Here is a 12,191-nt window from a genome sequence, read left to right as displayed (position 1 = left end):
AATCAGCCCTTGAAATCGTAACCGAAGGTCACGCCGAAGGTGCGCGGCTCGCCCAATACGCCGTACGCCGAGCCGTAGTCGCCGGACTTGGTGGTGCGGTAGTAGGTTTTATCCAGCGCGTTTTTCAGCCACAGCGACACATGCCAGCCATTGCCGCCCTGTTTGCCGTTCAGGCCGGTCGACAGATTGAGTACGCCATAGGCGGATTTGCGGGTGAATTCGGAGTTATCCACCGTGCCGTAGGCGGCGCTGCGCCACGCCCATTGCCCGGAAACAAAGGCTTGCAGGTTATACGGCGTCTCCCATTCATAGCGGACGCGGGTGTTGTAGCTCAGGCGCGGAGAGTTAAACACCCGCTGGCCGGTGAGATCGCAAGAGGAGGGCGCGCCGGCCAGCAGCGAGATTTCCGCCGGGCATCTGGCGTTGGTGAAGTTGAGATAACGCGCATCCAGCAAGGTGCCGTTCAGACTGACGGTCAGTCCGTCGATCGGCCGTAGCGCCAGCTGCGACTCCACGCCGCGCGAACGGATTTTCCCGGCGTTGATCAGATAGCTGCTGAGGGTTTCTTCATCATAGGCGGTGGTCTGGAAGTCGGTGACTTCGCTCCAGAACAGCGCGGTGTTCCATTCCACCTTACGTTGCAGCCAGTGGGTTTTCACCCCCAGCTCCGCCGCCCGGGTTTTCTCCGGTTTGATGTACAGCGAGTCGAGCCCCGCCTTTTGCGCGGCGCCGGAGGAGATGTTCAGTCCGCCGGATTTTTCCCCATAGCCCAGGGTAAGATAGGGAACGACGTTCGGGGTGGCGAACCAGTTCAGGTTCACCATGGCGGACGGCAGGTTATTGGTTTGCTCCAGCAGACCGGAGTCAAAATCGTTTTTGTTGATACGGCGGAACGATCCCTCTTTCTTCTCGCGGGTATGGCGCAGCCCGACCGTCACGTCCAGCGTATCCGTGGCGTGCCAGGTGGCGCGTCCGTAAGTGGAAAACAGCGTGTCGTCCAGCGCGCCGAAGCGCTGAACGAATTTTCCGGTATTTCCCGTCGAGCCGTACCAGTCGGTGACCTGACTGCCGTCGTAGTAATAGTCGTGGGCGAAGGTATCGAGGTTTTCTCCCCAGTAATCGACGCCCAGCGTGTAATCCAGCGCGCCGTTTTTCGGCGAATCCAGCCAGAAGCGCTGCGACCAGGTACGGTCGCGCACGTCCGCGCCGCTGTTGCGGTACAAGGGGATGCTCAGGCCGTCGGCGGTTTTGGGCAGTATGCGGAAATAGCGTATCGACGAAAGGGAGTGCAGGTTGAAACCGTTGGCGAGCCGCCAGTTGGCTTCCACCGCGCCGCCGCCCTGGGTAACGCGGTTGGAGCTTTCGTCGTCCAGCGCCACCTGGCGCCCCTTGACCACATTCACGCCCAATGCCGAGGCGCGCGCGCGGAACCGATCCGTGCCGCCCACTTCGTGACTGTCGATCAACACCATCACCGGACGGTTGGTGGCGTTGCTGTAGTCGCCGGTAATACGCAGGTTGAAAGCGTCATTGGGCTGATACAGCAGCTGGCCGCGTACGCCGTTGCTGGTGCTGCCGCCCAGCTTATGGCCGTTCTCCACGTTGGTGACGTAGCCGCCTTTTTCGGTGCGGGAAAGGTTGATGCGCCCGGCCCAGCTGTCGCTCAAGGCGCCGGACGCCATCAGTCTGGATTGCAGATAACCGCGCTGCCCCACCGACTGGCTGATTGAAAATTCCGGTCTGAACGTGGGCTTGCGGGTGCGGATATCCACCGCGCCTCCGGTGGTGTTAAAGCCGTACAGCATCCCCTGCGGGCCTTTCAGCACGCTGGCGCTTTCGATATCCAGCAGGTCGTTGGAGAGCATTCCCGGACGGGAGAGATAGACGCCGTCCTGAAAAAGGCCGACGCTGCTCGGCATGCCGATATTGATTTCGCTGCCGCCGCCATCGCCGATGCCGCGGATGGTGACGCGGGTATCCATCGCGTCTACCGCCGCGATATCGATGCCCGTCACCGCCTGGGACAGATCCTCAAAACGATACAGGCGCTCTTCTTCCAGCGTTTGGCCGTCGATGACCGTCGACAGCGTGGCCGGCGGCTGCGCCTGAACGCGCTGGGCGCTCACCTTCACCCGTTTGAGCTGCACCGCGGAACCGGGCGTTGATGGCGCGCCGTTTTTATTATCGGCGGCGGCTGGCGTTTGCGCCGACTGCGCATGCGCCGAAAGGGTTAAGGCGCAGCTCATTAAGGCTGGTGGCAGCCATAAATTACGTTTTTTAAAGTTCATGTGTCGTTCCGCATTTAATTAAAAAAAGCCCGCCTGTTGCCGTGAAATTCACGGCAATAATAGGTAAAAATAATATCGGGAGGAGAGGATCAGCGTATGGCTTTCAGATAGGAATCATCCAGCCATTGGTCCACGTCGAAAGGTTGCCGAATCAGGCGAACCTCGTAGGCCAGTTTCACCGCCTGTTTTAATTTCGCCACATAGGCGGCGTCCCATTCCGGAGACAGTCGCTCCGATAATGGCGGTAAGGTATCCCATTCGGCGCGTAATATGTTTTCCGGGTAACCGGATTGGGTCGCCAATAATTGAATAAAGGCGTCCTTGTTTTTTTCCGCGCTGCCCCAGGCCGCCGCTTCACGCTGTACTTTGACCAAACGCCGGAGAATATCCTCATTGCCCTGGGCGAATTTCTTATCCACCAGCAGAAAACCGCTTAGCTGCCCCGCGCCCTGTAAATCGCGGCTGGAAAGAGGGATTTCCGCCAGCCCTTTATCGCGCAGCGAGAGGATGTTGCTGCCGCCCCAGGTGGCGTCAATTTGTCCGGCGGCCAACGCCGCGCTGGCCGCCGCGAAGTCGAGGTTGATGATTTTGAGGTCGGATGCTTTCACCCCCTGGGAGTCCAGGGCGTTAACGAAGGAAAGCTCGGCCGCCGTACCGCGAAACAGCCCCACCCGTTTACCCTTTAAATCCGCCAGCTGATGGATGCCGGAACCCTTGGCGACGCCCAGATAGTGGTTTATGCCGCGTGCCGCCACCGCGATGACCCGCGTATCCAACCCGCGGGAGCGGCCGATAATGCTGGCCAGATCGCCGAGGTAGGCCACATCCACCTGATGGTTGCCGAACGCCTCGTTGATAACCGGGCCCGCGCCTTTGATAAAGGTCCAGCGAATGCTGATGCCGTCTTTGCCGAACTCGCGTTCCAGCAGCTTCTGGCTATAAATCACGTCAATCAGCCCGCCGCCGCTGGGTTGCGTGCCCGCGCCGATATCCGGCGCGGCGATGCGAATTTCACTGATGGCCGCCGCCGTGCCGGACCACAATATACTGATGGCCAGCAGCCCGGTGAACAACGTTTTACGCCCTAAAGTCATCATGGTATTTTTACCCGCCGTTATGGTGTTTTTCGAATATATTTATTTTTTAACCGCTTTATTTCTTCGAACCCTGAGGTGTTGTTGCAACACAACATTTAAACGGTGAGAAATAAACTGACTAATACAAAAAAAGCATTATCATTTTTGTTAATTAGCTAAACCAGTACTCATCGTTATATTTCACCGGTATGCAGTAAACGAAAAAAAACTATTCCAACTATGCATTAGCCTGAATGGAATTATTCCCCGTAAGCTGAACGCACCATAAATATTATCGGACGAGAGACCTTCCCATTACGGTCAAATAATTAAATAAAGGTATATCGATATGCATATACATAATTTGACTTTATTGGATGGGACAGAAAAATCGGATAAACGAATTAATGCTGTCAGGAGTAATAACATCATGACGGAATTACTGTATGCGGGAAACGCCGCGGAGTCTCGGCCCCGTTCCCCGCAGGCGACGCAGGCTGTCCGCTCCCTTGGCGATTTTGCTCTGCAGCGATTGAACGAGCTACGTCCGTCCCGGCCGCAGTATTGGCTGGCGGCGATATTGACCCTGACGCTGCACGCCGCGGCGCTTTCCCTGCTTAATCGTCCGGCGACGCTGCCCGTGACGGCGCCGCCGCGTCCGCAGCCCGTTAGCGTGGAGTTGGTCGCCGCCGTTCCTGAAGAGACGGCGCCCGAGGTGGTTGAACCGGCGGCGCCAAGCGAACCGGAACCGCCGCCGCCGGAAACCAAAACGGTGGATGAGAACGCCTTGCTTCCTCCGGTCGTGGAGAAAAAGCCGCCGCCCGTGGCGAAAAAAAAAGTCGCGGTGAAAAAGCGCCAGCCGACGCCCAAGCCGCCGGCGGAACCCAAACCGGCATTGGCCTCGACGGCGCCGGCCGCGGCGCCTTCTCCGGCCGCGGCGCAAGCGCCGCTCACGCCGCCGCTGGCGAACGCCGACTACCTGCATAACCCGGCGCCGCCTTACCCGGATGTGGCGATCAGCCGGGGCCATGAGGGAACCGTGCTGCTCAATGTGCAGGTACGCGCCGACGGCAAGGTGCAAACTATCCGTATTCAAAAATCAAGCGGCTATTCGGCGCTGGACGATGCGGCCAGAGACACGGTGCTGCGCTGGTCTTTCGTCCCGGCCCGCCGCGGTAATCAGGCCGTCAGCGGCTGGGTAATCGTCCCTATCGATTTTTCGCTTAATTCATGAGGTACTCGTTATGACGCTCGGACACATTGAACTGCTCTCCCCGGAGGGGGCGGTTATTCTGCTTTTACTGCTTTTCTCCGTGCTGACCTGGATGCTTGGGTTGCTGAAGTGGGGGCAATACCGGCGTTTGCAGCTCCGCGACCAACGCTTCCGCGCCGCTTTCTGGCGGCAGGAAGATCTGAGTCAGACGCTGTCCACCACCGCCAGCCTGCCCGGCTCTCTCGCCAATCTGGCGCAGGCGGCGCTCAAGGCCCCGGAGCGTATCCGCGGTAATCTGGCCGCCGCCATCCATCTTCCCGATCGGGTGGAGCGGGCGCTGCAACAACAAATCCAGCGCGAACGCCGTTCGCTGGAAAGCGGGCTGGCGGTTCTGGCCAGTATCGGCAGCACCTCGCCGTTTATCGGTCTTTTCGGCACCGTCTGGGGCATTATGGCGGCCTTGCAGGAGATTGGCCTGACGGGCTCCGCCAGCCTCGATACGGTGGCGGGTCCTATCGGCAATGCGCTGATCGCCACCGGGATCGGCATCGCCGTCGCCGTACCGGCGGTGCTGATCTACAACTATTTTCTGCGCCGCCTCAAGCTCGCCGTGGCGGAAATGGATGATTTTGCCCACGATATTTACAGCGTGATGCAGGCGCATGATTTTCAAATAAACGGCGAACCGTCGGCGGCGCCGTTTACGGTGAAAAACATCCGGGAGGTGGTGTGATATGGCCTTCACTTCCCGCAACGATGACGATGTGATGTGCGAAATGAACATCACGCCGCTGGTGGACGTCATGCTGGTGCTGCTGGTGGTGTTTATCGTCACGGCGCCGATGCTGACCAACGCCATTCCGATCCAGTTACCCAAAACCACGGCGGTGGCGCCGGCCGATCGCACCGACCCTATCGTGATCAGCATCGACGGCGAACAGCAGGTGTTTATCAATAAAGAGCTGCTTGACCGTGAACAGCTGATCCCCCGCCTGCAACAGGCCAGGGCCGCCGACGATAGCCTGGCGGTGCAGGTGCAGGCGGATAAAGAGGCCAGTTACGGCACGGTCGCGGCGTTGCTGGCCGATGTGGAGCAGGCGGGCATTACGCGCCTGTCCCTGCTGACGCAGAAATAATGTTGCCGGGTAAGTCTGAAACCATGATGCCCAAATCCGCTGCGCGCAGCGCTTCCACGCTCGCCGCTCCGCTGCTGTCCGCGGCGGCGGCGGGTTACGTCGCGTTGGTGGTGCCGCTGCTGCTGCTGGCATGGTGGTGGCTTGCCAGCCGGCTCGGGTGGATGTCGGAGCAAATTCTGCCCTCGCCGATGGCGGTGGCGGCAAGCGCGCGGGCATTTATCCCCGAAGAGCTGATTCATCAACTGCCCATCAGCCTGCTGCGGCTGGCGATCGGTCTGGGCGGCGGCATCGCGGTCGGGCTGCTGCTCGGCAGCCTGTTTGGTTTGAGCCGTCGTCTGCATGCGCTGTTTATGCCGCTGTTCACCGTTATCGCGCAGATCCCCACCCTGGCCTGGATCCCGCTATTTATGCTGGCGCTGGGCATCGGCGAAGCGCTGAAGCTGGTGATTCTGGTGAAATCCGTCACCGTGCCCGTCACGCTGTACACCTGCGCGGGTATTCAGCAGACGCCGCAGAAGCTGCATGAAATGGCGCGCAGCCTGCGCCTGCCGCCGCCGGCGTTTCTGCGCCTGCTGATTATCCCGGCGATGCTGCCCTACGTGATGACCGGCATTCGGCTCGCCTTTTCACAGGGCTGGGTATCGCTGATGGCGGTGGAGCTGCTGGCCTCCAGCGAAGGGCTGGGCTACCTGCTGGTGCAAAGCCGCCAGCTGTTTATGCTGGATCTGGTGTTTGTCTGTATTCTGATTATCGGCCTGTTCGGCTTTGCCGGAGAGCGATTGCTGCTGCGGCTGGAACGGCGCTGGGTACACTGGCCCGCGCCGGTGCTGGGCCGAGACGCGATGACCTCCCCGCTTTCCAGCCTGTCCCTGACGCCGTGGATCGTGCCGCTGCTGCTGCTCGGCTGCTGGCAGATAAGCGGCGATCGCGGCTGGGTCAACGCCGTCTTTCTCCCGGCGCCGGATCGCGTCGTGGAGACGCTATTCGCCGGGCTGGCCAACGGCGACCTGCTGACCGACCTGACAGCCAGTCTGGCGCGCTCCCTGCAAGGGTTTGCGCTGGGCAGCGCGGCGGGCGTGCTGGCGGGCGCCTGGCTCGGCGGCTGGCCCATGGCCGACAGGCTGTTCAATCCGCTATTGTCCGCGCTGCGCAGCGTGGCGATTTTTGCCTGGCTGCCGCTTATCACCGCCTGGTTCGGTCTGGATGACACCGCCAAAGTGGTGTTTATCGCCGTCGCCGCTTTCTTTCCGATGCTGCTGGCGATCCGGCAGGGTATCGCCCAACTGCCGCCCACGCTACAGGAAGTGGCGCGCATGCTGCGGTTGAGTCCGCTGCAAAAGCTGCGAAAGCTGGTGCTGCCCAGCGTGCTGCCTTCCCTCTTTTCCGGGCTGAGGCTGGCGCTGATGCACGCCTGGACCGGCGCCATCGGCGCGGAATATTTCATTCCTTCGGGCGCAGGGCTTGGCGGCATGATGATCCGCGCTCAGCAGTTGCTGGAGTCCGAGCGGATTATTGCCGGCGTGGTGCTGATTGCCGTCGTCGCCGCGATTTTTTCCCGCGTTATCACCCTGTCTGAACGCTATCTGACCGGCTGGCGTTTTAAGTAATCGCCAATGGAGAACCCATGTCCCTGCAATTTCAGCACATTACCAAACGGTTTACGGTAAATGGCGCGTCCCTGACGGCGCTGCAAGAGATTAATCTGGCGCTGCGCGCCGGCGAACTGGTCGCCATCATCGGCGCCAGCGGTTGCGGCAAATCGACGATTTTGCGTTTGGCGGCGGGCCTGGAGAAAGCGGAGCAGGGGACTATCCTGCTGGGCGATCGCCCCGTGCAGGGCATTCCCGCCGACGTCAGCCTGGTGTTTCAGGAGCCGCGATTGTTTCCCTGGCTCACCGTGACGGACAATATCCGGCTCGGCATGCTCAATCTCGACCTCTCCGCGGCGGAGACGGCGGGGCAGATCGCCCACTATTTGCGGATGATGGGGCTGGAAGGATTTGCCGACGCCCTGCCGCACCAGCTTTCAGGCGGGATGGCGCAGCGCGTCGCCATTGCCAGGGGACTGGCGACGCGGCCGAAAATCCTGCTGCTGGACGAACCCTTCGGCGCGTTGGACGCGATCACCAAACAGCAGCTGCAGCAGCGGCTGGCTGATATTCGCCGGCAAACCGACCTGACTATTCTGCTGGTCACGCACGATGTGGAAGAGGCGGTCTTTCTGGCCGACCGCGTGGTGGTGATGTCTCCCCGACCGGGGCGGATCAGCGATATCCTGCCGGTGAACCTCCCTTATCCGCGCGAGCGCAACAGCCAGGCGCTGCTGACGCAGCGCCAGATCCTGAGCGAGGCGTTGAATCAGGCGGAGACCTCAATCGAGGCGTAGCCATCTCCCTGGTTTACCATGGAAAACGCAGGTAAATCCTGCGCCGAGGTTGCTGACAAACCCTTTATCTTCATCGTCATCCTCGCGAAAGCGGGGATCTACTTTCAGCTAATGCATTGATATCAGAAATATTCCTCCTCGCGAAGGCGGGGATCTGCAGGAATGACGGATTTGGGGTCAGTATTACGGATGCTTACTTTGTCAATGGTCTGAGCGCGGGTAAATCCCGCGCCCTGCCGTCACCGGCTTCCGCTGAACGCTTCCCGCCGCTTGAAAGCTATTGGGTGATTGCCTTACGGATGAGTCATCATAGCGAATCATGGTCATTAACTGGCATAATGCGCCGGTCGTTTTCGGTGAATACCTGACTCAGGTGTTTCAGTTCGGGCATCGGATGCCTTGTTGACCTAAACTCGTTATGGTCGCTCCCGTTTGGGGCCGACGCGTGACAGTGCTCATTACCGATATCCGCCTGGCGCAAGAGGGCGGGTATAAATAGCTATTATTGAGGTTTTCGCATGACAAAAGTTACCGTTGCCGCAACGCAAATGGCGTGCTCCTGGGATCTGCCCAGGAATATCGAGAATGCCGAAAAGCTGGTGCGACAAGCGCATGCCGAAGGGGCGCAGGTGATCCTGATTCAGGAGCTGTTCGCCGCGCCCTATTTCTGTATCGATCAGAGCCCGGAACACTACGCCCTGGCGCAGGAGCTGGAAACCAGCCCGCTGATTAAACATTTCTCCGCGCTGGCGGCCGAGCTGGAAGTGGTGCTGCCGCTGAGCTTTTTCGAACGCGCCAATAATGCTTACTACAACTCGCTGGTGGTGATCGACGCCGACGGTTCGGTGCTCGATCTGTATCGCAAGACCCATATTCCCAACGGCCCGGCGTACCAGGAGAAGCAGTTCTTTATCCCCGGCGATAGCGGTTTTAAAGTCTGGCAGACGCGCTATGCGAAAATCGGCGTCGGCATCTGCTGGGATCAGTGGTTCCCGGAAACCGCGCGTTGCCTGGCATTGCAGGGCGCGGAGCTGATTTTCTACCCGACGGCGATCGGCTCCGAGCCGGCGTACCCGGATATCGACAGCCAGCCGCACTGGACCCGGGTTCAGCAGGGCCACGCCGCCGCCAATCTGGTGCCGGTGATTGCCTCCAACCGCATTGGCGCCGAAGCCAGTAAATATATCGACGGTCTGGAAATGACCTTTTACGGCTCCTCTTTCATCGCCGATCAAACCGGCGCGCTGGTGGCGCAGGCCAACAAAACCGACGAAGACGTACTGGTGCATACCTTTGATCTGGACGCCATCGCCGCGCAGCGCGCGTCCTGGGGACTGTTCCGCGATCGCCGTCCGGACATGTACGGCGCGATCGCCAGCTCTGACGGCAGGACGCGGAGATAAATGATGTCACAATTGACCACGCCGTATCAGGATGGCTTTACGATGCCGGCCGAGTGGGCGCCGCAGGAAGCCGTGTGGATGCTGTGGCCCTATCGCCGGGATAACTGGCGCGATGATGCGCTGCCGGCGCAGCGAACCTTTGCCGCGGTGGCCGACGCCATCGCGCAGAAAACGCCGGTAATCATGGGCGTGCCGGCCCGTTATCTGGATGACGCCAAACGCATTATGCCCGGCAGCGTCACGCTGGTCGCCATGGAGAGCGACGACGCCTGGATGCGCGATACCGGTCCGACGATGGTGCTGAATCAGGCGGGGGAGCGCCGCGGCGTTGACTGGCGGTTTAACGCCTGGGGCGGCGAACTCGGCGGTCTGTATGAAGACTGGCGCCAGGATGAAAAGGTCGCCGCGCAGGTGCTCTCCTATCATGGCAATGCGCGCTACGCCGCGCCCTTGGTGCTTGAAGGCGGTTCAATCCATACCGACGGCGAAGGGACGCTGCTGACCACGGCGGAGTGCCTGCTGAATCCCAATCGCAACCCGCAGCTGAGCAAAGCGCAGATCGAGCAGTTGATGCGTGATTATCTGGGCGTCTCGACGGTTATCTGGCTGGCGGAGGGGGTCTATAACGACGAAACCGACGGGCATATCGACAATATGTGCTGTTTTGTTCGCCCCGGTGAAGTGGCGCTGCACTGGACGGATGATGAAAACGACCCGCAATATCCCCGGTCGGCGGCGGCCTACGAGGTGTTGTCCGCCGCGCGTGATGCGCAGGGGCGTCAGCTGAAAATCTGGAAGCTGCCGGCGCCGGGGCCGCTGTATACGACGCAGGAAGAAGCGCGGGGCGTGGATATCGGCAATGCGGTTGAACGTCTTGCCGGCGCGCGTCTGGCCGGTTCCTATGTCAACTTCCTGATCAGCAACCGGCAAATTATCTTCCCGCTGCTGGATGCGCGTACCGATGATATTGCCCGCGACCTGTTACAGCAGATGTTTCCGGACTATACGATAAGCGGCGTGCCCGCCCGCGAGATCCTGCTGGGGGGCGGTAATATTCACTGTATTACCCAGCAAATTCCGGCGGTGAGATAAAGCGGCAAGCGTTTTCAACGGCGCCCGCGACGGCCTTGGGAGGAAACTCCCAGGCTGATCACCATCTTATGCTACCGGCCCGATGCGAGAGCGGCCGTACAAATGGACCTCGATGGTATTTTTTTACCTTCCCGTATTTACCACCACAGTAAAACGATTCAATACACTTGCATAAATTCAATATAATATATTGAAAAATAAATGTTTATTTTAATGGCATGGCAATTGCTTTAAAGAGTTACCACGTTACCAACGCAGGTGCTTTATTAGAGAGAATACTATGGCTGATAAACATAATTTCATGGCGGGACTACAACAGCTTGCTTATGCTACCCAAGGCAATCGCTATCTGATGTCAATCGCCAACGGCTTTACCTCTGCCCTTCCGGTACTGATTATTGGTGCCTTTTCTATACTTCTGGCTAATATCCCCATTGATAGCTATAGCCAGTTCATCACCGAAACCGGTCTGAAACCTCTGATCTCACTACCCGCCACCGTTACCATCAATATGATGTCGCTTTATGTGGTGTTTTTAATCGCTTATAAATTGGCGGAATCGCTAGACCACAACGGTATAGTCGTCGGGATGATCGCCTTAATTTGTTTTTTGATTACAACTCCCATTGATGTACTGAACAATGTAAAAGTATTACCTATTACTTATTTGGGAGCTGGCGGATTATTTGTCGCCATTTTTGTAGCATTAGCAGTAAACGCAATTTATTCCACGGTGATCAAACTGAATTGGGTGATCAATATGGGGGATAACGTACCAGAAACAGTGAGTCAAACTTTCAATGGATTAATCGCGGCTTTGGTTAACGCCGTCATTTTCACCGCTGTTGCCGGTATATTTAAACTTACTCCTGATGGAAGTATTCATGCCTTTATCTATCATTCACTGCAACAACCGTTATTGGGTATAACCGGTTCGTTCGGCGGCCTGCTCGTGTTCGTGACCGTTTCCAATATACTCTGGCTATTTGGTATCCACGGTACCATGGTAACGGGAGCGGTCTGGAAACCCATTTATATTGCTTTGGATATTGAAAACCTGGCGGCGATGCAAAATGGCGACCCTCTGCCACATATAATTGGTTATGCGTTCTATATTTGTTGGGCAAATATTGGCGGTGGGGGATCAACCTTTGGTTTGAATTTGTTAATGGCATTTCGGGCCAGAAGTGAAGCATTAAAAAAATTGGGACGTATGACCTTGCTAACCTCATTTATGAGAATTAACGAACCTCTTGTTTTTGGCATACCGCTTATTCTCAACCCGGTGACTGCTCTTCCATTTATTATTTCACCAATAGTCAATGTCTCAATTGCCTACTGGCTGACAGTATTGGAAGTCATTCCCCGAATGATGGGTATTTTCCCGCCGGTAGGGCTACCTATTTTCGCTAACGTATTAATGCAGGGAAGTTTTTTATTTGTTCTGTTGCAGTTGGTTTTGATCGTGCTCAATACGGCGATTTATTACCCTTTCTTCAAACGACTGGACAGCATGCAGGTGGAAAAGACCAGACTGGATATCGCTAACGCGCAGAAATTAGAAAACCAGAACTGACTAGCGTCGACACCGGGGACT

10 protein-coding genes are annotated in these 12,191 nt (G+C 58.0%); 8 read left to right on the top strand and 2 right to left on the bottom strand.

What is annotated here, in order from left to right; all coding sequences use genetic code 11:
* Positions 1 to 2 precede the first annotated feature (2 nt).
* Together DDT56_RS11610 and DDT56_RS11605 are read right to left on the bottom strand one after the other, a co-directional pair.
* Complete coding sequence (locus DDT56_RS11610) at positions 3 to 2,288, bottom strand: TonB-dependent receptor (RefSeq protein WP_246856765.1); 2,286 nt, start codon at positions 2,286 to 2,288, stop codon at positions 3 to 5.
* 89 nt (positions 2,289 to 2,377) lie between these two features.
* The gene (locus tag DDT56_RS11605; protein WP_136166612.1) at positions 2,378 to 3,385 is read right to left on the bottom strand and encodes an ABC transporter substrate-binding protein; all 1,008 of its coding nucleotides are present in this window, start codon (positions 3,383 to 3,385) and stop codon (positions 2,378 to 2,380) included.
* Positions 3,386 to 3,794: 409 nt separating this feature from the next.
* Here DDT56_RS11605 and DDT56_RS11600 point away from each other — a divergent pair, with 409 nt between their 5' ends.
* From DDT56_RS11600 to DDT56_RS11565, 8 genes are all read left to right on the top strand, one after another.
* Positions 3,795 to 4,598, top strand: a complete 804-nt coding sequence (locus tag DDT56_RS11600) for an energy transducer TonB (RefSeq protein WP_136166611.1) — start codon at positions 3,795 to 3,797, stop codon at positions 4,596 to 4,598.
* 10 nt (positions 4,599 to 4,608) lie between these two features.
* Positions 4,609 to 5,310 (top strand): MotA/TolQ/ExbB proton channel family protein, encoded by a 702-nt coding sequence (locus tag DDT56_RS11595; protein ID WP_136166610.1) that lies wholly within the window; start codon positions 4,609 to 4,611, stop codon positions 5,308 to 5,310.
* Position 5,311: 1 nt separating this feature from the next.
* Positions 5,312 to 5,713 (top strand): ExbD/TolR family protein, encoded by a 402-nt coding sequence (locus tag DDT56_RS11590; protein ID WP_136166609.1) that lies wholly within the window; start codon positions 5,312 to 5,314, stop codon positions 5,711 to 5,713.
* Between the two features lie 23 nt (positions 5,714 to 5,736).
* Positions 5,737 to 7,320 carry an ABC transporter permease gene (locus tag DDT56_RS11585; RefSeq protein ID WP_136166608.1) on the top strand — a complete coding sequence of 528 codons (1,584 nt, stop codon included), beginning with the start codon at positions 5,737 to 5,739 and terminating at the stop codon, positions 7,318 to 7,320.
* Positions 7,321 to 7,337: 17 nt separating this feature from the next.
* On the top strand, positions 7,338 to 8,099 hold the full coding sequence (locus DDT56_RS11580; RefSeq protein WP_136166607.1) for an ABC transporter ATP-binding protein: 762 nt from the start codon (positions 7,338 to 7,340) through the stop codon (positions 8,097 to 8,099).
* Between the two features lie 518 nt (positions 8,100 to 8,617).
* A complete protein-coding gene (gene aguB / locus DDT56_RS11575; RefSeq protein ID WP_136166606.1) occupies positions 8,618 to 9,502 on the top strand; it encodes an N-carbamoylputrescine amidase in 885 nt (294 codons plus the stop codon).
* On the top strand, positions 9,503 to 10,594 hold the full coding sequence (aguA, locus tag DDT56_RS11570) for an agmatine deiminase (protein WP_417903695.1): 1,092 nt from the start codon (positions 9,503 to 9,505) through the stop codon (positions 10,592 to 10,594).
* Positions 10,595 to 10,874: 280 nt separating this feature from the next.
* Positions 10,875 to 12,170, top strand: a complete 1,296-nt coding sequence (locus DDT56_RS11565) for a PTS sugar transporter subunit IIC (RefSeq protein ID WP_136166605.1) — start codon at positions 10,875 to 10,877, stop codon at positions 12,168 to 12,170.
* The last annotated feature ends 21 nt before the right edge of the window (positions 12,171 to 12,191 follow it).

The organism is Brenneria corticis, from assembly GCF_003115855.1.
Classification (GTDB): domain Bacteria; phylum Pseudomonadota; class Gammaproteobacteria; order Enterobacterales; family Enterobacteriaceae; genus Brenneria; species Brenneria corticis.
This window is presented reverse-complemented; position numbering and strand designations above follow the sequence as displayed.